The sequence below is a fragment of the Microcystis aeruginosa LEGE 91341 genome (assembly GCF_015206885.1).
Classification (GTDB): Bacteria; Cyanobacteriota; Cyanobacteriia; order Cyanobacteriales; family Microcystaceae; genus Microcystis; species Microcystis aeruginosa_H.
The window spans coordinates 1-22,488 of record NZ_JADEXY010000049.1; the positions used below are offsets into that span (position 1 = coordinate 1).

At 40.8% G+C, this 22,488-nt stretch carries 21 protein-coding genes and 1 pseudogene; 8 read left to right on the forward strand and 14 right to left on the reverse strand.

The annotated features are described in order from the left end of the window. From IQ234_RS09540 to IQ234_RS09550, 3 genes and pseudogenes are all read right to left on the reverse strand, one after another. Positions 1-124 (reverse strand): annotated as a pseudogene (locus IQ234_RS09540) (photosystem II D2 protein (photosystem q(a) protein)); the annotation flags it as partial. A 325-nt stretch (positions 125-449) separates the two neighbouring features. Continuing rightward, complete coding sequence (locus IQ234_RS09545; protein WP_193956914.1) at positions 450-1,211, reverse strand: lipoate--protein ligase family protein; 762 nt, start codon at positions 1,209-1,211, stop codon at positions 450-452. Next, positions 1,174-1,650: a YbjN domain-containing protein gene (locus IQ234_RS09550; protein ID WP_193956915.1), complete on the reverse strand. Its 477-nt coding sequence runs from the start codon at positions 1,648-1,650 to the stop codon at positions 1,174-1,176. Before IQ234_RS09550 ends, IQ234_RS09545 begins: the two co-directional genes overlap by 38 nt. A gap of 206 nt (positions 1,651-1,856) precedes the next feature. Here IQ234_RS09550 and IQ234_RS09555 point away from each other — a divergent pair, with 206 nt between their 5' ends. The 4 genes from IQ234_RS09555 (at position 1,857) to IQ234_RS09570 (ending at position 5,756) form a co-directional block, all read left to right on the forward strand. Then, positions 1,857-2,075, forward strand: coding sequence for a hypothetical protein (locus tag IQ234_RS09555; RefSeq protein WP_002747030.1), 219 nt, complete (start codon positions 1,857-1,859; stop codon positions 2,073-2,075). Beyond that, positions 2,068-2,490, forward strand: a complete 423-nt coding sequence (locus IQ234_RS09560; RefSeq protein ID WP_193956916.1) for a hypothetical protein — start codon at positions 2,068-2,070, stop codon at positions 2,488-2,490. Before IQ234_RS09555 ends, IQ234_RS09560 begins: the two co-directional genes overlap by 8 nt. Before the next feature lie 225 nt (positions 2,491-2,715). After that, positions 2,716-3,342: a TetR/AcrR family transcriptional regulator gene (locus tag IQ234_RS09565; RefSeq protein WP_002747032.1), complete on the forward strand. Its 627-nt coding sequence runs from the start codon at positions 2,716-2,718 to the stop codon at positions 3,340-3,342. 326 nt (positions 3,343-3,668) lie between these two features. Further along, a complete protein-coding gene (locus tag IQ234_RS09570; RefSeq protein ID WP_193956917.1) occupies positions 3,669-5,756 on the forward strand; it encodes a serine/threonine-protein kinase in 2,088 nt (695 codons plus the stop codon). Between the two features lie 180 nt (positions 5,757-5,936). Here IQ234_RS09570 and IQ234_RS09575 read toward each other — a convergent pair whose 3' ends face one another. From IQ234_RS09575 to IQ234_RS09595, 5 genes are all read right to left on the reverse strand, one after another. After that, positions 5,937-6,335, reverse strand: coding sequence for a helix-turn-helix domain-containing protein (locus IQ234_RS09575; RefSeq protein WP_193956918.1), 399 nt, complete (start codon positions 6,333-6,335; stop codon positions 5,937-5,939). Then, positions 6,319-6,618: a type II toxin-antitoxin system HigB family toxin gene (locus tag IQ234_RS09580; RefSeq protein WP_193956919.1), complete on the reverse strand. Its 300-nt coding sequence runs from the start codon at positions 6,616-6,618 to the stop codon at positions 6,319-6,321. Before IQ234_RS09580 ends, IQ234_RS09575 begins: the two co-directional genes overlap by 17 nt. Before the next feature lie 66 nt (positions 6,619-6,684). Next, the gene (locus IQ234_RS09585; protein ID WP_193956920.1) at positions 6,685-7,116 is read right to left on the reverse strand and encodes a type II toxin-antitoxin system VapC family toxin; all 432 of its coding nucleotides are present in this window, start codon (positions 7,114-7,116) and stop codon (positions 6,685-6,687) included. 1 nt (position 7,117) lies between these two features. Then, positions 7,118-7,330 carry a hypothetical protein gene (locus tag IQ234_RS09590; protein ID WP_193956921.1) on the reverse strand — a complete coding sequence of 71 codons (213 nt, stop codon included), beginning with the start codon at positions 7,328-7,330 and terminating at the stop codon, positions 7,118-7,120. Between the two features lie 174 nt (positions 7,331-7,504). Beyond that, positions 7,505-8,200 carry a response regulator transcription factor gene (locus IQ234_RS09595; protein ID WP_193956922.1) on the reverse strand — a complete coding sequence of 232 codons (696 nt, stop codon included), beginning with the start codon at positions 8,198-8,200 and terminating at the stop codon, positions 7,505-7,507. A 407-nt stretch (positions 8,201-8,607) separates the two neighbouring features. Between IQ234_RS09595 and IQ234_RS09600 the strand changes: the two genes are divergently transcribed. Then, positions 8,608-10,764, forward strand: coding sequence for a putative PEP-binding protein (locus IQ234_RS09600; RefSeq protein ID WP_193956923.1), 2,157 nt, complete (start codon positions 8,608-8,610; stop codon positions 10,762-10,764). An 843-nt stretch (positions 10,765-11,607) separates the two neighbouring features. On the opposite strand, the gene IQ234_RS09605 is transcribed toward IQ234_RS09600, so the two are convergent. Next, positions 11,608-14,358: a glycerol-3-phosphate acyltransferase gene (locus IQ234_RS09605; RefSeq protein WP_193956924.1), complete on the reverse strand. Its 2,751-nt coding sequence runs from the start codon at positions 14,356-14,358 to the stop codon at positions 11,608-11,610. Positions 14,359-14,514: 156 nt separating this feature from the next. Further along, a complete protein-coding gene (locus IQ234_RS09610) occupies positions 14,515-14,757 on the reverse strand; it encodes a hypothetical protein (RefSeq protein ID WP_193956925.1) in 243 nt (80 codons plus the stop codon). A gap of 278 nt (positions 14,758-15,035) precedes the next feature. On the opposite strand from IQ234_RS09610, the gene IQ234_RS09615 reads away from it, so the two are divergent. Beyond that, entirely contained in the window at positions 15,036-15,869 is an 834-nt protein-coding gene (locus IQ234_RS09615; RefSeq protein WP_193956926.1) for a GIY-YIG nuclease family protein, read from the forward strand. Positions 15,870-16,209: 340 nt separating this feature from the next. Here IQ234_RS09615 and IQ234_RS09620 read toward each other — a convergent pair whose 3' ends face one another. Both IQ234_RS09620 and IQ234_RS09625 read right to left on the reverse strand, forming a co-directional pair. Further along, the gene (locus IQ234_RS09620; RefSeq protein ID WP_193956927.1) at positions 16,210-16,824 is read right to left on the reverse strand and encodes a Uma2 family endonuclease; all 615 of its coding nucleotides are present in this window, start codon (positions 16,822-16,824) and stop codon (positions 16,210-16,212) included. A gap of 461 nt (positions 16,825-17,285) precedes the next feature. Continuing rightward, a complete protein-coding gene (locus IQ234_RS09625) occupies positions 17,286-18,119 on the reverse strand; it encodes a hypothetical protein (protein WP_193956928.1) in 834 nt (277 codons plus the stop codon). A gap of 201 nt (positions 18,120-18,320) precedes the next feature. On the opposite strand from IQ234_RS09625, the gene IQ234_RS09630 reads away from it, so the two are divergent. Continuing rightward, entirely contained in the window at positions 18,321-19,322 is a 1,002-nt protein-coding gene (locus IQ234_RS09630; protein WP_193956929.1) for a helix-turn-helix domain-containing protein, read from the forward strand. Positions 19,323-19,453: 131 nt separating this feature from the next. On the opposite strand, the gene IQ234_RS09635 is transcribed toward IQ234_RS09630, so the two are convergent. Together IQ234_RS09635 and IQ234_RS09640 are read right to left on the reverse strand one after the other, a co-directional pair. Then, positions 19,454-20,107, reverse strand: a complete 654-nt coding sequence (locus IQ234_RS09635; protein ID WP_193956930.1) for a HupE/UreJ family protein — start codon at positions 20,105-20,107, stop codon at positions 19,454-19,456. A 14-nt stretch (positions 20,108-20,121) separates the two neighbouring features. Then, the gene (locus IQ234_RS09640; protein WP_190358462.1) at positions 20,122-21,048 is read right to left on the reverse strand and encodes a class I SAM-dependent methyltransferase; all 927 of its coding nucleotides are present in this window, start codon (positions 21,046-21,048) and stop codon (positions 20,122-20,124) included. A 216-nt stretch (positions 21,049-21,264) separates the two neighbouring features. Between IQ234_RS09640 and IQ234_RS09645 the strand changes: the two genes are divergently transcribed. After that, the gene (locus IQ234_RS09645) at positions 21,265-22,461 is read left to right on the forward strand and encodes a homocysteine biosynthesis protein (RefSeq protein WP_193956931.1); all 1,197 of its coding nucleotides are present in this window, start codon (positions 21,265-21,267) and stop codon (positions 22,459-22,461) included. The last annotated feature ends 27 nt before the right edge of the window (positions 22,462-22,488 follow it).

Genomic DNA, 22,488 nt, shown 5'->3' on the forward strand with positions numbered 1-22,488 from the left:
TGAAGGCGCAGGGGAAGAGTAGTAAACCAGACCAACCGATGAAGACGAAACGGTCTCTTTTGAGCCAGTCATCGAGAGCATCAAACAGCCCTCTTTCTGGGGCGCGTCCGACAGCAATGGTCATGGGTATTTTTCCTCTTGCTTAACTGAAATCACGGGCAAGATTTCTTAACTTTTTTGAGTCTGGGATTACTCCCATTGTCTTATAAGATGGCGCGATCGATTGACTGGATTAGCTTGACTAAACTAGATGCGATCGCTCGTCAATCCTCACAAACTGTAAAAGATTAACGTTTCTTAAACTAGCACAAGCTAGACAATAATTTCGAGTTCGGTAAGACTTTGGTTCCTTGCGGCCTCTATCTACCTTTAACTATTATTAGCAAAAAATTACAAATCTATACAACTTAACTCATAATTGATTTTTTATGCACACAAAAGCTTTTTTGTCAATGAGTATTTATATTCATTTTTTTAATTGATCGCCATTCCCAATCCTCTAGGGGTTGCTCTAGCAATTGACAATCAAAGCATTCCTCGGCGGCGGTTTTCAGGGTAGCGATAATTGTCTCTAGGGTCAAATATGGGGCTAAATTCAGCTTTTGAGGGGCAGCACTGGCGAAAACTTGCTCAAACAGCGAATTATCTTGCTCTAGCACCATCGAACCATGTTGGAGAACCGAGGAACCCCGTTGCAGTTGCGCGCTGCCAATAAATTTATTCCCCCAATTATCGACTAAATCCGCACCGGTAGCCGTACCGAAACAGTTAGCAGAATGGATATATCCCCGGCCGGCAGCACCGTAGGACAATTCTAGACCGAGATTTTGCCAGCCTGTGATTAAAAATTGACAGATTTGACAGTAAACTTTTCTAATATTCCCCTTCATCCCCGAATTTACCACCATATAAGTCAAATCCCCCTGATGTAGTACAGCCCGGCCACCGGTAGGACGACGAACTAGGAAGATTTTTTGACCTTGCCAAGTCAAATCACGCCAAAAATCGGGATATTGCCGTTGATGATAGCCCAAGGAAATAGCCGGGGGCGACCATTGATAAAAACGCAGAGTCGGGGGATGATGACCACAACGGTGTTGTTCTAGTAACCAAGAATCGATCGCCATTTGTTGCTCTGCCGATGAGATAATTGGAGGGATATAACGCCAAATTTTAGCTGCCACCAAAGGATTCTCGTAACATTTCATCATTATTATCTGCTACCGTCGCCACGAGAGTAATTGCTCGCGAAATCTCCCCGGGAGACAAATCGGCCACAGTACGCTGAGAAATCACCACCACCTGATCATTCATAATGGCAAAATGAGATTCAAAGGTTTCGGCACAATTCATCGCTAATAACTTGCGGGTTAATCCCAATTCATCCTTAACGGGCAATTTCAGCACAGAAGACCACACCGTGAGAAAATCATCATCGCTTTCCCCAGTTAACTGCACAAACACCTCAACGCTACCATACTGAAACTTCCACAGATAACCTTTTTCTGTGTGTTGTACCATAGCAGTATCATTCTGCTGCAAAGTAGAAATAACCGTTTCAATCATTTCTTGGTGACTGCTCGTACTAACCAGAAATTCATCGGTCATTGACTCTATTGCTTCTGAAGTCGCTAAACTTTCCGTCGTCATAAAAATTCCCTAAACTCGATCGATCACAATCTTATCCCAAGAGAAAAGTAAAAAGTCAAAAAAATCGGGGCAAATACTGGTTACAGCCCAGCACTGACGATGTTTTTTAGCAGTCTGGATGGTAGAATATTGATTGCTGGTCTGTACCTAAACCGGAAGCCAGTATCATTACCTTGACACCAAATTTCAGAAAAGAGGCTCTCAAAATGTCCTTGGCTGAACTCAAATCTCAAATCCAGGAACTTTCAAAAATTGACAAGCTGCGACTAATGCAATTCTTGGCGACTGAGCTTGTCAAAGAAGAGAACGGAGACTTTTTTGTAGAAGGTCAAGAGTACCCAATCTGGTCTCCCTATGGCTGTTCTGAAGCGGCCAACACCTTAATGAACCTTCTGGCTACAAAACAAAAAGAACAGAATGCTTGATGGTCAAAAATTTCCCTACAAAATTATTGACACCAGTTCCAGCATGGTTGACCGAATGCCATGTGTGCCTATAACGCTGGGTCTGAATGGGCGCTCCTTAAACACCGAAGGTTTGATTGATACGGGAGCAAGTGTCAACGTTCTACCCTACGAGTTGGGCCTACAACTAGGCTTTATCTGGGAGAATGAAAATCTTTCGGTTATCTTGGCTGGAAACTTAGCCCATTGTCAAGCTCGTGCCGTCGTTGTTGAAGGCCAAGTTAACCCATTCCCCACTGTTAATCTAGCATTTGCCTGGACTCAAGCTTCTAGTACACCTTTAATTTTGGGGCAGGCTAATTTCCTTTTTGAGTTTGATGTTTGTTTTTCCCGTTCGCAGTCTGAATTTGCAGTTCGCCCCAGAACGGTTGTATAAAAAGGGGTGAGCTACGGTCTAACTATCCGCTTGCACAGCGACCGTATGAAACTCATTAAGATTTTAGCTAGGTGGACAAGCTTCTAGCTTGATTTCTGGGGAAGTCTGCGGAACGATAACCGAACAATCTCTAACCCCAATTACTCAAAATTTTATGAAGCATTTGAGTAAACACCTAACTTGATCGATGACAATGGCTCTATCCCGTTCTAGCTGTCAATAATTATGCAAAGTCTTTTTCAACGTTCCCTAACTGAGACCAATTCTGGGGAAGAAGATACCCGTAGTCGTATTCTACAGGCCGCTTTACGTTTATTTGCCGCTAAGGGTTATGAAGGAACCACGACTAAAGACCTAGCAGGAAAAGCAAATGTGGCAGAAGGAACTTTATTTCGTTATTTTCCCAACAAAAAGGCGATTTTAATCGAAGTGGCCACTAGGGGATGGGTGGACATTCTCACCGACTTGCTGACGGAATTGAGCGAAATGGGCAGTTATAAAGCGGTAGCGCAGGTGATGCGGCGTAGGGTGTTGAGAATGCGAGAAAATAGCGATTTATTGCGAGTTTGTTTTATAGAGGCGCAATTTCACCCCGAATTAAAAGAGCGGATTCAATCGGAGGTAATTGCTAAAATGACCGATGTGGCCGAGGCTTTTTTTCAAACAGCGATCGATCGTGGTATCTATCGTCCCATGAATCCGAAAATTGTGGCCCAGGTTTTTCTAGGAATGTTTGCAATTGCCGGTTTTTCCAGTGAAACTATTTTAGATAGCAATGCTTCCCCCTTAGCTTTACAAGAAATGGCCGAAGGTATTGCCGAAATTTTTCTGAATGGAGTGTTAGTTAAGTAGTTGTGCAAAATTAATTTCCTAGTCGAGACTCTGAGACAGCTAATCTAAGGATAGGCGGTTAAAATGCGTTTTAGGTTACTTAAGTAGCTGGTTATAATTAAATTAAAAATGGATTTTAGGTTCGATCCCCTCTGCCCCCCTTGATAAGGGGGGTGCCGATCCCCTCTGCCCCCCTTGATAAGGGGGGTGCCGATAGGCGGGGGGATCCACCTTAATAAGGGGGCATCTGATAATTTTTAACGCCTACTTATTTATGATAAAATGCCTTCAAAGACAGGTAAGGGGAACCTTCAATTATTCACCCAATAAAATAACTGATAGCCGAGATGAAACCCTGTTACTGCATTAATCCCGATTGTTCTCAACCGGATCATCCGAGTAATAATAACTCGAATACTCGTTACTGTCAAAGTTGCGGCTCTGAGTTGTTGTTAAATGGTAAATATAGAGTGAGTCGGTTATTGAGTGATACGACCGGTTTTGGGGTTGTTTATGAGGCTTTTGAAGGTTTTACAGCCAAAATCCTCAAGGTATTACAAGAAAAATGGAATAATGACCCGAAGACAGTGGAATTATTTAAACGGGAATATGACGTTTTATTAGAGTTGAGTCGTCAAAATGTCACCGGTGTTCCTCGAGCGGATGCTTATTTTCAATATTCCACAAGAGAGGGGAAAATATTACACTGTCTAGTTATGGAAAAAGTGGAGGGTATTAATTTAGACCAGTGGCTAAAGCAGTATGATAATTTAAGTCAAAAACGGGCTTTAAAATGGCTGAGAGAAATTACTTTAATTCTCGATAAAATTCATCAACAGAACTGGCTGCATCGAGATATTAAACCCCCTAATATTATGCTGCGTAATAGTGGCGAGTTGGTGTTAATTGATTTTGGCACAGCAAGGGAAGAAACCCAAACCTATCATCAAAAGGTAAAAGGTCAACAGGTAACAGGTATTCTCTCACGCGGATATACACCCAATGAACAACAACATGGCCAAGCAGTGATTCAATCAGATTTTTATGCTTTAGGACGAACTTTTGTCCATTTATTAACGGGAAAACATCCTTTAGAAATTTATGATGCGGTTAATGATGTTTTACCTTGGCGAGAAGAAACGGAAAATATTCACCCGTTATTGTTGGATTTTATTGATGAGTTGATGGGGAGATTACCCAGGAATAGACCGGCTAATACTAGGGTTATTTTACAACGTTTAGATGAGATTGAACGACAATTAAAGTTACCTCCTATAACTCCTAATAGACCATCTCCATCACCACCAAATCCGCAGCCTGTTGTAACTCAAAAACAACCGCCAGTTATTCCTAAGATTAATCCTTCTCCGCCAGTTTCACCCGTACCTGTACCTAAAAAATTACCAGTACAACCGGTTAAAAATAATAATCTGAGAGGTGGATTAATTGCGGCGATTGGTGGAGTTTTGTTATTATTAACAGGATATACCACTTATAGTTTTTGGCATTACGGTTTTCAAGCAATTAATCCTATATCGTTTTTTCTAGGTAGTAGTAGCTTTCTCGATAAAACCCTTACTGGTCATTCTAACTGGGTTTTATCAGTAGCATATAGTCCCGATAGCCGCTATTTAGCTAGTGGGGGTAGTGACAATACTATCAAAATTTGGGAAGTAGCGACCGGAAAAGAATTGCGTACTCTTACTGGTCATTCTCGCGGGGTTGAGTCAGTGGTATATAGTCCCGATGGCCGCTATTTAGCTAGTGGGAGTTCGGACGATACTATCAAAATTTGGGAGGTGGCAACCGGAAAAGAATTGCGTACTCTTACTGGTCATTCTGGTAGTGTTTGGTCAGTGGTATATAGTCCCGATGGCCGCTATTTAGCTAGTGGGAGTTGGGACGATACTATTTGGGAGGTAGCAACGGGAAAACAATTGCGTACCCTTACTGGTCATTCTGACAGTGTTTGGTCAGTAGTATATAGTCCCGATGGCCGCTATTTAGCTAGTGGGAATGGTGACAAAACTATCAAAATTTGGGAGGTAGCAACAGGAAAAGAATTGCGTACTCTTACTGGTCATTCTGGTAGTGTTTGGTCAGTAGTATATAGTCCCGATGGCCGCTATTTAGCTAGTGGGAATGGTGACAAAACTATCAAAATTTGGGAGGTAGCAACGGGAAAAGAATTGCGTACCCTTACTGGTCATTCTGAGGTGGTTAACTCAGTAGTATATAGTCCCGATGGTCGCTATTTAGCCAGTGGAAGTGTTGACAAAAGTATCAAAATTTGGGAGGTAGCAACGGGAAAACAATTGCGTACTCTTACTGGTCATTCTTACCGGGTTTATTCAGTAGCATATAGTCCCGATGGCCGCTATTTAGCTAGTGGTAGTGGGGACAAAACTATCAAAATTTGGCGGGTGGGACAGTAAACTTGTGTTTGGGGTGACAGCAATAACTTTTGTCTATCAAAAATGAGCGACACTTGCGGGAAACCCAACTGCACCGATGTCTTTAAAAATGTTGGGTTTTAGCTCAAATTATTGAATCGAGCAGTTTTCTCCTAAGTATTAAAGCGCTCAACCCAACCGACAAGCTAGAGGGGATCGTATCTACATCAACAAAGTATAATCTACATTAAAGAAATGTCCTAATAATTTCGCCTGTTCTTGGGTAATTGACCCTTTTCCTTCAATTAAACTAGAAGCAATTTTGTCAGAGCCAAGGATTCTGGCTATGTCTTTCTTATTAACGCTTTGCTGTTCCATCAAAAACAATAACATAGAATGAGGCGTGGTTGATTCCTGTAGATAAAAGCTTTTTTCAAAATTCCCAATTAAAAAAATTAGAAGCTCATAAAGTTCATCTTCTTCGGGAGTTCGCTGCTGACTGTGCATTAATTCTTCCACAATAGCCAAAGCTTTTTCATTTTCTGCCTCCGTTTTAATAACTTTAGGTAAATGGCGAGCTAGTAATTCTTTGTATTTTTCTGGATTAAAAGTAAGGGTCATTTTTCCATTGCTCCTTATCGTATTCAGCGTGAGTTAAAACATACTTGATATAAATTAGCCGCTTCTGATAATCGATACTGGTTATGAGACGATAATTATTACCTTTAATGTTAAAAACAGTAAAATTGCCCACTGCTTCTGCTTTAGGAAATACTGTTTGAACCTCAACTAAATTATACCAAATCCCTTGACTGGCAATTTTATACCAATTCTCTAAAGCTATTCGAGAATCAGCGTGTTTATTCGTAAATTCTCGTAGTCTTCGATAGCTGATGACGTGCATTTATAAAAACAAACATAAATTATCTCTGGGGGTGATTCGCTGCCAAAGTTGTTTTCCATCGGTAATTCAGTTGCTTGTAATCGTCCAGTCTTCTGCTCTTAAACCGGCAATTTGCCCAAAATCTGAGAGATTTCTCGTCAGCAGAATAGCCTGATTAACCATTGAGATAGCAGCAATCTTCAAATCCATCGAACCCAAACGAGGGTAAGTTACCCGAAGTTCTTGAAAAACTTGACCTGCCTTTTCATCAAAGCCGACAATGGGAATCGTGCGATAATTAGCGAGGTGCTTTTCTAGCCTTCGATAGGCAACAACTTGGGTTTCAATCGAACTTGCCTTGGCTATGTAACTGAGCCATCCCCGCATTTGTTCTTCGTAGGTGATAATTGTGGTAGCAACTTCGCTGCTCGTAATAGCAGCCAGTTTTTTCAGCAATTGTTGTGCCGGTTGACCCCCGCGATCGAGAATACTAATATGATCGGTGTCAAGGAGATACATTTCAGGATTCGGATGCTTCCTCGGCTAATGGTTTTAGGGACTGACGGTACTCTTGACCAAACTGCATTGCCTCTTCGTAAGCCGGATCATCAGCAAAAGTGCCGACAATTTTTTCCCACCAGGGAGTTTCGCTGACAGTAGGTAGCAAACGCTTAAGCAGTGCTACTTCAGCTTCTAAAGCTGCTAGTCTTATCTCTAGATCAGTGCTTAACATGGTTGACATATCCTCCTATTCTGCTCTTGCTCGAAGGTTAGCTCTAAAACAAAATTTGTTTCAACGCCAGAAGCCATAAGATGAACTGATGAAACGTTTTCCATCGGTAATTCAGTTGCTTGTCATCGTCAGTTATTGACACTCCCGTCCGCTACTTTGTCCTTAGCTGCTATATTAACTGGTTAGACCGTGTTTTAGGGCAAAACGTACCAATTCCGTGCGACTATTAGTGCCAGTCTTGCTAAATAAGCGACTGACGTATTTTTCTACGTTTCTGACGCTGGTTTCTAGACGACTGGCGATTTCTTTATTCATCAATCCCTCTGCTACTAAATCTAAAACACTTTGTTCCCGGGGGGTAAGATCAACTTTAATCGGGGGGGGAGTGGTAGTAAAAGTGTTCCGTTGTCCCACCTGCTGTTTTAATTCCCGGATATCTCGGGCAATTTCTTCTAATCTAGCGTTTTCGCTGGTGGCTTGCAAGGATTGACGACGGCGCTCGATTAAAGACTTGATTAATGCTTCTAATTCTTCGGGATCGAAAGGCTTGGATAAATAAGCATCACAACCAGCATTATAACCCTGAATGCGATCGCTTGTCATCCCCCTTGCAGTGAGAAAAACCACGGGAATTGTCTGAAAACGAGCATCTTCGCGCAATTTCTTGAGAAACTGATAGCCATCCACCTGCGGCATCATAATATCGGAGATAACTAATTCCGGAATTTCTTGATTGAGCAAATCCCAGGCTTCGTTAGCATTACTAGCAGTTCTTACCTCGAAGTCATCTCCGTACTGTAGATATGCTTGCACAGATTCACGAACTCCCGGTTCGTCATCCACTAACAAAACTTTCGCAGGTGTGTCCATGAATTTCTCGCAGCGATCGAATATTGTCCGAATCCTATCTTATCAGCTAAGGAGATAGGAGTCAGTAATCAGGAGGCAAAAGACAGGAGATAGGAGATAGGAGTTAGTAGTCAGGAGGCAAAAGGCAGGAAGCAAAAGGCAGGAGGCAAAAGGCAGGAGGCAAGGGGCCGCTTTGTTCTCCCCACACCCCACTTCATAATTCATAATTCATAATTCATAATTCCCTACACCCCACTTCCCTATCTCCCCACTTCATAATTCATAATTCATAATTCATAATTTCCCACACCTCACTTCCCAGATCATCCTCAAGATAGTGACGCTGAGTTAAACTAGCAGATAGAACTAAAAAGTTACAAAAATCACACAATGATTTTACAATCCTTTCACCATTCTTAACAAATCCCGTGACCATTCTCTGCTGGCTCGATCGCATTAGTGCTTCTGATCGCCCCCTGGTGGGGGAAAAAGCTTTTATTGCCAGTGAATTACACCAGCGAGGATACCCAATTATCAGGGGATTTGCCATTTTTAACCGCATTTTTGCGGAATTTTTGGAAACCATCGATAATGCTGACTCGTTTCTGACGGATTTTCCCCAGTCTTCCCTCTATTTAGACGTAGATAACGCAAAAGCTTTGCAATTAGTCGCCAAAGAAAGTCGGCGGGCCATTTTACAAGCGCAAATTCCTCCTCTCTGGTTAGAAGAACTAACGGCAGCCGTGGCACAATTATCCATGGATAGCCTAGTATGGCGCTTTTCCTTACCTGCTCATCTGGCTCGGCGAACTCTCGGTTTATTTTCCGCCCCCATCAGTGGAATTAAAGCAGATAATCTAGAAAATGCCCTAAAACAAGCTTGGGCGGAGTTATTCAACGCCAGAAGTCTATTTTATTGGCGAAAAGTGGGAATTGGTTTAGAAAACATTCAATTATCTTTACTGGTACAACCGTTATTACCGGCCAATTGTGCGGGAAATGTGTTGATTAATGAGGATAACTGGCAAATTCAGGCAGTTTGGGGATTAGGACACAGTTTAGTTAATGGAGAAGTGGCACCGGATACCTATATTATCGATCGCTCTGGTCAATTACGCAGTCGGCAATTAGGCAATAAATCCCGCGCTTATTATCTCAATAGTGACAGTAATCTGCTTGCACCACAATTATTAGCACCCAGTTTACAGGAAAGCTACTGTTTAGATAATTTCGCCCTCGATCGCCTTTGTCAACTGGTTCAATCTCTACTGGCGGAAAAACCCACCCTAACCAGCATAGAATGGCTGATGATGCTGGATGGTCAAATTTATATTCTCAACTGTCACAGTCAGGAAATCACCCCCACTACCTCCAATTATCCCTTAAGAGGATTAGGGGCATCCCCAGGGTTGGCATCGGGAGTGGCAAAAGTGATCAGCAATTTCGACTCCCCAGAGGCAAATTTTCAGGATTGCATTTTGGTTACTACTAATTTACCGCCGAAAAAACTGCCCCATTTACGCCAAATTCGAGCAATGATCACGGAACAGGGGGGATTAACTAGCCATGGAGCCATCTTAGCCCGGGAATTAGCCATTCCTGCCATTGTCGGGGTGAAAAATGCCACAGAAATTATCCGCTCAGGCGAGATAATTTTAGTAGATGGTACGAGGGGAATTATTTCTCTAGCATCCCAGGAACAGATTTCCTTACCCCCACCACCCCCCAGAGAAACCGACGGGACGGCAATTGCTACCCGTTTGATGGTTAATCTCAGTCAAACTGAAAGTATTGCCAGAATCCAAGAACTGCCTATTGATGGGATCGGTTTATTGCGCTCAGAATGGATGATTTTAGACTTACTTTCTCAGCGTAATCTAGAAGAATGGTTAACTCCAGAGCATCAAGAAGCATTGATCGAGAGACTAAGTGATTTAATCGCACAATTTGCCCTTAGTATCCAGCCTAAGCCTTTATTTTACCGTTCTTTTGATGCTCAACATTCGGCTAAAGACAGTCGGGGAACCCATGGTTATATTTTGGATCCGACTCTATTTGATCTAGAATTGCAAGCTTTACGACGGGTACAAACCACCAGTGCCACCAATATTAATTTACTGCTTCCCTTTGTCCGCGGGGTTGAAGAATTTATTTTTTGCCGGCAACGGGTACAATCGGCTTTACTCACTCAAGTCCCTTCTTTCCAATTGGGGATAATGGTGGAAGTACCGGGGGTAATCTTTCAATTGAGGGATTATGTGCAAGCGGGCGTACAGTTAATCGCTATTGGTACTAATGATTTAACTCAATTACTGTTAGGCAGCGATCGAGAACATTTCTCAGAATATTTTAACGCCCGTCATCCCGCAGTCAGGGCAGCTTTACAACAAATTATCACCCAAGCAAAAGTTTTACAGATTCCCTGTTCCGTTTGCGGCATGGCTATCGTCCAGTATCCTGAAATTATCGATGATCTGATTGCTTGGGGCGTGACTTCTCTTTCGGTGGATACAGAAGCAGTTTTAGCCACTAGAGAGGCAATTGTTCGCGCAGAAAGAAGGTTTTTATTGGAAAATGGCAGATAACCTCGGCAAAAGGAGCGTTAGGGGTTGGCTGTTGGGGAAGATGTTAAGTAGGGTTTGCGGCAAAAAGTTTTTCGTGGGGTTAGGAGTCAGTAGCCGGTCGTCGGGAGATAGGGGTTTAGGGGTTTAGGGAAATTTCAGCCAAATGCTCCACCACCCCACCACCTCACTTCCCCGCTTCATAATTCATAATTCATAATTCATAATTCCCACTACCCCACTTCATAACGCATACTTTGTGCTTTTTGTCAAAAAAACTTTTTTTTTGCAATAAAACTACACAAAAAAAAGATCATCGTTGTGGGTGAAATTGACTCATTTACCTGTCTTAATTGGGATTACCTTCTAGGTGTGGCAAGGGTTTCAACCTTTGCTGCCCAAAAAAGCATAGAATAGCCGATTATGAAATTCTATCAAATCGCTGTAACCGGCATAACATCGTTGTTAAATAAAAATCTTTCTCAATTAATTCTTAAGAATTTATAAATATTGCGAAATGTTAATTTAAATATTCTCAAGTTTTTGGAGTAAATAGATAATTTTTGCTTATATTTGTTGCACATTGGGTTAGAAGTCATTATTGAGGAGACAGGAGACAGGAGACAGGAGACAGGTTTTAGGTGTTGGGGTTTTGGGGTTTTAGTTCAATTTCCCCACTTCCCCCGCAAAGGATCGACTGAGCTTCGTGTTAGTGAGTCTGTCAAACTACTTAGCTTCACCGAACGTCCGAACGTCGTGCACGAAGTGGTCTCCCGAATTCATAATTCATAATTCATAATTCCCCACTTCCCTGCTCTTCTTAAACAGGATTTGGCATTAGATACCAAACACCCTGTTTCCTAATGCCTAGAGAATTTCAATAATTCCTTGACTGCCATCGAGACGAATTAATTGACCATCTTTTAACAATTTCATGGCATTATGCACATCCATAACCGCCGGAATTCCGTATTCTCTGGCAATGATAGCACCATGGGATAATTGTCCCCCCACCTCGGCAATAATGCCCACAGCCTGGGATAATAAAGGAGACCATCCTGAGTCAGTATAGGGAATAACGAGAATAGTATTAGGGGCAATTTCTAGATTTTGTAAGGTTGACATAATTTTGACTCGTCCCTCCACTGTCCCCCCACTAGCGGCAATTCCCTGTAAGCGTTTTTTGGCAGTTAAATTTGAAACTAAAAATTCTCTTTTCGGGGGTTGTCCATAAACGATATAGGGAATATCGGTTAATTGAGAGTTTTCTTGGAATTGTTGGCGACGCTGACGGATAATCTGGTTAAGATTGGCGATTTTATTATTCTGACCTAACTGGGTAACTTCTGAGTAATTTAGATAAAATATATCTCCCGTCTCTGATAATATTTGCTGCTGTAACCAGAGGGTTTCCAAAGCGAGAAAATGCCAGCGTAGGTGAGCTAAAAGACGGGAGTAAATTTCAGTCACTTGGTTTTTGATATTTAATCTTTTTTGGACATTGTGGGAAGATTTGACTTTTTTATGGCTATTATTGCCCGGAATATCTAAGGGTAGTTGTAGCAGATATGGGGGATTTTCTCGCCATCTCGGTATCGAAATATCGGTTCCCACTTCGCTTAAATAACCGTAGGTTTCTAACCAGAGGGAAAAAGCTGAGTCAAAATCTCGATCGAGCGTATTTTTTCTCAGTTCAGATAGCGATCGCATTGAGGCTATTTCTGGTGCTTGGGAGTTATCCAATTTCTCAAAAGGTACTCGCGAAATACTGCGACGCAAAGAGAAGCTAAGGGGGGCAAGAATACTATAATAGGTGGCTTTTTTTAAGACGGTTAAAATCTCCTCAATTTGCCCTAAAATCTCCCCAGAAGATGAAGCTTCTAGGGAAGTAGCGTTAATTTTTTCGAGCGTCGGGATAAAATAGGTTTTTTGATCTTGGCTAAAGTCTTTTTCTAACTGTAATTCCCGTCCTAAAAGTTTTAATAAACCGGGGGAATTAGCCAAGGTTACTGTTAAAGGTGGTTTGGTAAACTTTGACCCTTTGGTCAGGAATTCTAAGCTTTCTGGAGGTAATCCCATGCGACGGAAAATTGTTCCTAATAAAGAAGCATTAAAATAGGCTCTTTGATAGTGTAAAGTCGCTGTTTCATTGAAGTCCAAATCAATAGCTTTTTTGTCTAAAACTAACTGGAAAATATCCCCCCAAACTCCACAGGTTAAAGGACGATTAATTGACCAAGGCAAAGGACGAATCACTCCGGGGATAACTTCAGCTGCGATTTTTCTTGTCCAAATTGGCTGTAAATTAGTGATAGGACGGCACTGTAATAACCATAATTTTCGTCCGTCATGAGTCCATTCTATATCTTGGGGAATGCCATGATCAAGGGTTTCTAATTGCCGACAAAGATTAGCTACCTGTTGAATAATAGCTGGGGGAATATCTCCCGCTCCGATAATGATATTTTCTTCTAAATTAACTCGATAACTTTCGGGGGTGATTCTTCCCGATACAACTCTAGTGGCATCTCCGGGTAAAGCTTCAATAACCACATCTAAACTGAGAGGATTAATCGGATCGCGACTGAAGGCAACCCCCGAAAAAACTCCTCGAATTTGTTCTTGAATTAACACAGCCATGGCCGTGTTTTCTTGACCTCGATCGAGTCGATAATTAACAGCATTAGGACTATTATAGGAGGTTTGGCAACTTAAAATCGCCGCTGCTAAATTTTCTTGATCAACAACGTTAAGAATTGTGGTATATTGTCCCGCAGATGAAGCAGTTTCACCATCTTCTCCAATAGCGGAAGAGCGCACGACTAAGGGATGATTAATATCAGGATGAAGAGATTCTATTAACGGCTGTGGATCATCCCCTGGTGGTAAAATCCAACCCCTAGGAATGGGATAACCGGCACGCTTAAGATCGGCTAAAGTGGCGGCTTTTTGTCCCACTTTGGAAGCTGCCAGATTGTCATCAAGAGTTTGGATCGATCGATCTCCACGAAAAAAACGAAACATAGTTTTTGATTCATTGTTAACACTTGCTTCAGGTAAGTCTAAATCGTCGGCGATTTTTTGAAAAATTGCCCCTAATAAACAGGCTAAAGCAATGGCAGTTATAATATAACCTGAATCGTGGGGACGGCGCAAGGTGAGAATTAAAGCTAATAAAAATAATCCTACCAATCTACCCGTAGATTTTTCCCGAAAAATGGTAAAGCTAATCCCACTGATAATTGAGGTGAGAAAAACAGCGACAAAATCGTGAACAATTAATCCCCAGAAAACGTTAGTCGTTCCTGCACCTTTTCCTAACCAATAGCGTCCCATGACTAAGGCAATTAAAGCTAATAATTCCCAAGTAGAGCCGGTGGGAAAAAATAAACGGGTTAGGAAAATAACGATAATTCCCTTGGCTGCTTCCGAAATTACCGCCAAAATTCCCGCTAATTTACCCCCATGGTAAAAAGCGGCAGTTACACCGATATTACCAGTCCCTAATTGGGATAATTTACGTCCAGTTACGAGATAATTTATCCAATCGATCAGAGGCAATCCCCCGATTATAGGACAGACTAAAAAAATAAATAGGGATCCCCAAATTTCTGTCATTATATTTTCTGGCTCTAAAAAATAGTTACTTCTCGGTGGAGTCCCGTCAGGTATCGTGATTAGAATAATTCCGTCCACACTCCCTTAACTCTTATATAGTATTTTAGCTCTACCAACCCACGACATTATTTATTTTAAATTTTACTTTATAAATACTTACAGCCTTTCTCGGACAGATGAGGTATAATGACAACAGTGATTGCAGCAATTACGGGTGTCTTTCTTGGAGACTGCCTTAAAAGCTTCTTCGAGAGCCTTGTCTAAGTCTCGATAATTTTTCGTTTGTAATTTTACCAAGATAGACTTGGCTTTTGGGCAAAAGTTTTCAAGAGTTTTCAATCGAGGTAAAGTCGAGAGAGTAAGACGGACTTCTTCGCTGACATGAATTTTATCGCTCACCGTTGGCTCATTTCTGGAACCGAAAATTTGATAAATTGTCTCAAATGTAGTCTAGCAAACGCATTGAGCGTTATACTCGAATATTTGTTAGTACAAAAAGACCATTTTGAGGTTAAGGAATCGCCACTGTTCTGCTTACCTTATTCGCTAAAAAGCATACAGGATAAAGGTTACGGCAATTTTAAAACCCTTACCTAAAAAAATTAAGCCAACAATGAGTTATAATTGATAGCAATTACAGAAAATTATTATCTTGGAAATAAAATAAGACTAGGTTTATGCTGCTCGATCCTTTGGCAATGTCTTCAGTAGAACTAGATAATTTAAATCAACTTCCTGATTGTTCGGCCATATATTTTGCTATCGATTCTCAAAATAGAATTCTTTATATTGGTCAAGCAGTTAATCTTTTAAATCGCTGGAAAAATCATCATCGTATATATCAATTACAAGAAATTAATCAAGATTATCCTGTAAGAATAGCTTGGCAAGCTTGCAATAATGAAGAATTAAATGAAATTGAACTATATCTAATTAAACATTTTCAACCTTTGCTAAATAAAACAGAAGTTAAATCTCCACAAGTTGTACCATCAGAGTTAGTCTTCCGAAATTTTCTCAGGGAATTTTCTCGACGATTAATCATTATTGGGTTTAAACCACAAACTTCTCAAGAGCTACCACATATTCATTTGAAATATGACTGGACAGATTGTTCTCCGAAAGGGACAGCTGCAAAGATTAAAAATTTTATTCAAGAAAATAATAATAGAAATACCAGTTTTAAGATTAGAAGAAAACCTTGGGGAAGAATCAGGGGGCCAGAAGATTTTCAAATAGGCAGTTGCGGACAAAAAGCCCTAGCTCGTCAGAATCGTTCCTATAATAATCATTGGGAAATGGCTTGTAATGGAGTAATAATCTCTATCACCCCTACCGATAATTATAAACAGATTAAATCAATAACAAATTTTCAAAAACTTGCTGGGGTAAAAATGAGAACAATCCCAGAACATGATTTTAAGAGAATGTCTAATCAATATCCTTATGATTTTGCGGATTTATGCTGCTTTGTCGATGATTTAGTTCCGTTACTTTGGATTGAAGGGTAATGTTGAATGGGTGCATCTCAATTTTGTAGAAATATCTATATTACATTATGGGCGCAAGGGTTCATTGCTGTCAACTTAAGGAAATAGCCCCCGAAATTTGTTGAGAGAGAGCCTCCCTTTTCCTGTTCCCTGTTCCCTGTTCCCTGTTCCTTTGCCTAAATAACCAATCTAAATGTTCTACAGCTGACAATGAGTCAAAGCGATAAAAGAAATTGAGATTAATGGCTTAAAATCCAAGCAGATGGAGCAAATAAAGGCAATAATTGCGGATTTTAAGCGGCAAAATCAACCCCTCAAACTGAACAAAAAAGCGAAAAGAGTAAGGTGGACGATGCACACCCTACAGACTTAAGAAAATCTGATTGACAGTGAGATTTAATTCCGTGAAAGTCTGGGAAATTAGGCGATCGCTGTCTCGAAATTGCCGAATTTGATATTCTTCCTCAACTAAGCGACAAACAGAGATTGTCGGTTGTTTAGAAGTGCCAAGAAAATTACGCCCACCTAAGGCTGCATAATCGACAATCCAATATTCAGGAATACCCATTTCTTCATAATCAGCAAATTTTAAGTAGTAATCATCACGCCAGTTAGTCGATACCACTTCAATGATCAGAGGGATAGATGCACCCTCACTAATAATTGATTCTTTTTTCCATAATTTTTCCTGAGCGAGCTTGGTTCGATTTAGCACTAATACATCAGGAAAATAACCAGAATTTTTACCAGTAGGTCTGACAATCGCTTGGTTAGGAATTAAATAAGGAAGCCCCAGTCTATCAATTATTCCACTGAGTTTAACAGTTAAAAATCCTTTGATTTCCTCGTGTTCTCCTGCGGGTTGTGCCATTGCAATAATATTTCCATTGTGTAGCTCATAACGGACTCCAGAATTTTCAGGCAGCCAAGGGACGAATTCCTCGAAATTAACAGTTTTAGGTAGGGTTTGGCTCATAGTTGGCAAAATAGCATTCTCTCTCTACTAACTTCCTTGGCTCTATTTTACCTTGAATGTAGGGTGGGTATTGCCCACCCTACAAACTCTCTACACAATCTGCGATCACACTATCGCTGCCAAAAAAGATGAGGACGAAACCAAAAATATAAGTAGTCGTGCAAAATAAATTTCCTAGTGAAGATAGGCAAGAGGCAATAGGCAAGAGGCAAAAGCTTTATCGAAATGTGTAATTAATTTTGCTTAGGTACTTAATTGGTAACGACGACGAGGTTCATAAAAGGAGTCAGTTGCCAGTTAGTTTTAATATCTCCATTTGGCAATATTACACCTTCATAAAATTCTTGATCACCGAAGCTGTTTAGTAAGTTTATTAAACCAGAAAACGGGTTTCTTTAAGAAACCCGTTTTCTAGTAATTAATTTTGCTTAGGTACTTAATCGATCATAATTGATCATCATTTATCGCACTATATCATTAGTAATAGTAACGATAATTCTTTGCAGCTTCGCACCTTGAAACTCGCAAGGAATCTCGTGTTTATATTGAGTTAGGAAGTTAGGAGTATGATTTGAGAAAGTTCTGATAATATCGACATTTTGTTCGATGTTATTAATATACAGTTTCATCTTACCTATTGTGCTGTCACTCAACTTTTCATCGGAAGGAGCGATTATCTTTGGTTTGGCAAATTCAACTTTGAGTTTCACCTCGCCACTAAGACGGGGAAGATCACAAGTGATCTTCTGTTGTTGCCCTAACCAGTTATAGACATAACATAGTTTTCCCTGATAGATGTAGAAACTATGCCCACCAAAACAGCTGCCGTGCGCCATCAGAACAGCCTGTAAGTCCCCTTTAGCTTTGGAGAAATCAATAGTTGCTTCGATCGCATAGAAACGAGTGCTAATATTAGGAACAACAGCTTCGGAAATTTCCAATCCTCCTAGATAATTTTTCGGGGGAACGGCGAACATAGCGATTTCCCCGGCAACAGCTTCGGAAATTTCTGATCCTCTTGGATAATAAATATAGCTATCGGAAATTTCCAATCCCCCTGGATAATTTTTCGGGGGATTGGCGAACATGGGTATTTCCCTGGCTACAGTTGCGGAAATTTCTGATCCTCCTGGATAATAAATATGGCTATCGGAAATTTCCAATCTCCCTGGATAATAGGTATAGGTAAATGTGTTATATTGTGGGTCATCAGAAAATGCCGGGGGACGTAATTGAGGAATTTCTGCACCCAACACCCCAGAGCAATCTTTAAATGGCATATATTGTTTAACCATCGACATTTCCTTGGTAATCGATAACGGGAAAAAGTGAGAGATTTAAACGGGATTACACTGATGGACAAAATTAACAAATCAACTCTGCTGTAACTCATACTACTCAGTCCTATATGCTAAGATGATCCAAAAAACGCAAGTTTTTAAATTGATGGGCAAAAAAAGTTTAATTTTACTCAATAACTAAGTAGTTATACATAGATGTTTATTTTTGACAATAAAACCAATATTTTAATTAATTCTCAGGAATTAACCTTTAAAAGTGAATATTTTTGCAATTTTTCTCGTTATTTTCAGAATCGAGAATTTCTCGACTTAGATGCTTTACAACTCAGTGGCGATAATTTTGAAGGGTATCTTTCAAAGCTCATCACCAATGAAGTGATGTTAGAGTTATCTCAACGTAATTGTTTAACTAAACTTGCGGGAATAATTCATTCTAAAATGTGGGTTTTTGCGATTCCTGTTCAGGTGAATCCTGTCTTGTTTCAAAATCTGTACCCATTAGAAAATAACTATCTGGGTATTCTCCCCCCTAAATCAGAAGTTTCAGTTTTTCAACATCCTTTTTCTAATCGTTTTCAGCTTTACGTTCATGATAATTATCTGCAACAATTGTGCCAAACTTTAGAGCTACCAGAAGCGAAAAAGTTTTTAAATTCTTCCGATTCTTCTATTGTGATTTGCCCAGCAGAAAAAATTCGTCATCTCCAACAATCTTGTCATCAACTTTATCAAATGCTATTTAATTTAGATCGCCAAGAAATATCCGAGAAAAGAAAAGTATTAAGATTGAATTTTGTCAGGCAAAAATTAGAAGAAATTGTCAAAGATTTTCTTTTGACTTTAGCAGTAACCAAAGATATTAAAACCCCTAAAAACACTATCAGACGCACCTCTATCCTCAAAAAAGCCGAAGAAATGATGAGAAAAAATATGCGTTCTGATCTGACTATTCCAACGATTTGTCAAGACTTAGAAATAAGTCAACGCACCTTAGAATATATATTTAAAGACTTCTATCAAATGTCTCCTTACAATTATTTTAAATTGCTTCGTCTTAATGCTTTACATCAATCTCTTAACCAAAATAATCAGACAAAATTAACTTATGAAATTGCTGAAGAATTAGGTTTTTTCCACCGAGGATATCTGGCCTCTGATTATAAAAAACTGTTTGGTTATTTCCCCTCGGAAACCTAAAAAAATAGTGGGTATAGGAATTAGAATTAGTGCCTTTCCCGTACTTGTTTGGTAGGGGCGTATATGTACGCCCTTTCTTCGATCCCATAACCTCAAGAGAGCCATTAATAATTAGCCCCACCGAGATTAATTTACTTAACTCCCACTAAAAAAGTTGTACCGATCGCCATGATTGCCAATCCAATTAACTTACTAATTAGAGTCGCTTGCTTGGCTAATTTTTCCTTGATGACACTGCCAAGGAAAAAAGCACCAGATGCGATCGCTAATTGAATCACGGTAAAACCAATTAAATAGGCAACTAAAGCGGCAACTCGCGCCCCGATAATGGATTCTCCGTAGGCATAACCGTGAAAAATTCCCGCGATCATTGCTAAAGTTGCCAGAGCGATCGTATAGAGATTAGAATGATTTTGTAAACCTTTTTTCAGTGTTAAAATCACGCCAAAAAGCACCACAGAAAGAGCAACAATCCCTTCAGGAAAAAGTAAATTTATTCCCTGTAAATGAATCCCCGTCCCGATTAAAGTGGCAATCACAAAAGCGATCGGAATTAATAAACCCTGTTCCATCCCCACAGCAATTAAACCACTAGCCACCACAAAAGCTAAATGATCTAAACCGATAACTGGGTGAGCTAAACCCGATAAAAATCCATTCCAAAAATTATCGGGAGTTTGCCCTTCCATGGCATGATGGGCAAGGGTTTTGCTGGCAAAAATTAACAGGAAGAGAGGGACAATAGTTAATATCCTTGTCCAGCTTTGACGAAAAATTATCTTCATTGATTACCTCAAAATTATGATTCGGAAACCCGCGCAACAATCGCCCGGTGTCGGGGACTGGTGGGGGTAATGATCGGTGCTTGAAACCCCGCTTCAACTAATGCCTGTTCGATATCAAGAGTAAAATATTGATCGAGATAGGGTTCGGTACTCTTGAGTAAGGTTAGGACATAAGGGGGCATTTTTCGATAAATTTCCGAGCGCGGATTCATATCCATCAGCGTCAAATAACCCCCCGATCGCAATAAACGACGCGCTTCGGCGAAAATTTCTCTAGTAGCCTGTTGGGGTAGTTCGTGGAACATTAAAAACGAAGATACCAGATCGTAGGACTGACTAGGTAATTGAGTTTTTTCTGCGGCTGCGTGTTGCCATTGAATCGTCTTTTGTTTTTGTTGAGCTTGGTATTGGGCAACGGCTAAATAGTAGGGAGACAGATCTAACCCAGTTACCCGCGCTTGCGGATAAGTATCTTGCAGTGCGAAGCTGCTCATGCCGACACTACAGCCTAAATCGACAATATCGTTAATTTCTGCCTTGATTTGCTCCTTCAATATCCGGTGATATTCCCGTCGCAATCGCGGGTCGCCGTCCATCCCCGCCCCGGGCCAGATGGTAGAATGGACAGCATAGGCGGCAGATTCTACCTCAAAAGCTGGCAACCAGTCTAAATTGCCCTTTTCGTAAGCGTGGAAAGAACAAACGTAGTATTCGGGATAGACGAGATCGGGATTTTCTACCGCTTGCAGTTCCTGACTCCAATCCCGTTGCTGCCATTGTTTGACGGTTTCCCGCCAAGGTACGCCTAGTTTTTCCGCTCTTTTAATCATCATATTGCGGGCCTGATAGCGAGCGATGTCAAAAAGCGGTTTTATGCCGAGAATACGGTTAACTAGACCAGAAACAGGATTAAAGGAGGCCGGAACGGGTGTAACTGTCATAGAAAAGCTTCGATCGTAAATTTTCCCTTATTTATCTTATAACAGTAATCAGTAATCAGTAATCAGTAATCAGTAATCAGTAATCAGTGAAAAGACAGCACTGTCACCGCCATTTAATACTGCTCGGTTAATACCACTCACTGAAAACTCACATCTGATAACTGTTGACTGATAACAGCAAAAAGCTCCCTAACCCCCATCTGGTCAATTTTTCTTATGAGAACAATCGCTGAAATCAACGACAAAATTGCTAAAAAAACTGCTGTAGTCTGGACAGTAGAGGAATTAAAAAGCCGCGTGAGCGAGATGGGAATTAAGGAGGTTTTTTCCCAAGTAGATGTGGTTTGTACAGGAACTTTTGAACCGATGGAATCTTCGGGGGCAATTATTAATTTAGGTCAGACGGATCCGCCGATAAAAATTCGTCAATGTTGGTTAGATGGGATTCCTGCTTATGCTGGTTTTGGGGCGGTGGATTTATATTTAGGAGCCAGTGCTATTACTGATTTAGCGGCCAAAAATGAGAATTTAGAGGGAGAAAATCCCGAAAGGGGTGGCGGACATATTATTGAGGATTTAATCGCCGGAAAATCGATTCAATTGCGTGCTGTCGGCCAGGCCACCGATTGTTATCCTCGCGCTTCTTTTGAAACGATTATTTCTAAGGATACTATCAATCAATTTTATCTTTTTAATCCTCGTAATCTCTACCAGAATTTTATCGTCGGAGTCAATGGGGGAGAGCGGACTTTATATACTTATTTGGGACCACTACAGCCGCGATTAGGTAATGCAGTATATTCTAACCCCGGCGCAATTTCTCCCCTGTTAAATGACCCCGATTTAGAGGCTATAGGCATCGGTACGCGCCTTTTTTTGGGAGGAGGAATCGGTTATATTGCCTGGGAAGGAACCCAACATTTTCCCCTGCAAAAACGCCTACAAAATCGAACTCCTATTGGTCCTGCTTCTACCTTAGCCTTAATTGGGGATGCTAAACAAATGAATGCTCGCTGGGTGCGGGGTTGTTATTTCAAAAATTATGGGGCTTCTTTAATGTTAGGAGTAGCAGTACCGATTCCAATTTTAAACGAGGAAATTGTTCGACATTGTGCAGTAAAAGATGAGGAAATTGTCGCTCCAGTGGTGGATTTTTCCATTCCCCGGCGAGTCCGTCCTACCTTTGGTTTAATCACCTACGCTAAACTAAAAAGCGGTCGGATTATGATCGAGGGAAAAAGTGTTAGGGTGGCTCCATTGGCCAGTATTTCCTTAGCTCGGGAAGCCGCTTTAGAATTAAAAGCACTGATCGAATCGGGAGAATTTACCCTCACGGAACCCGTGGCAAAAATTAATCTAGAGCGGACTTTTATTCCCCAGGATCGTTGGGGCGGAAAATTATCAATTGAGTAAAGCCTAAAGATATTATCCAACAAGGGT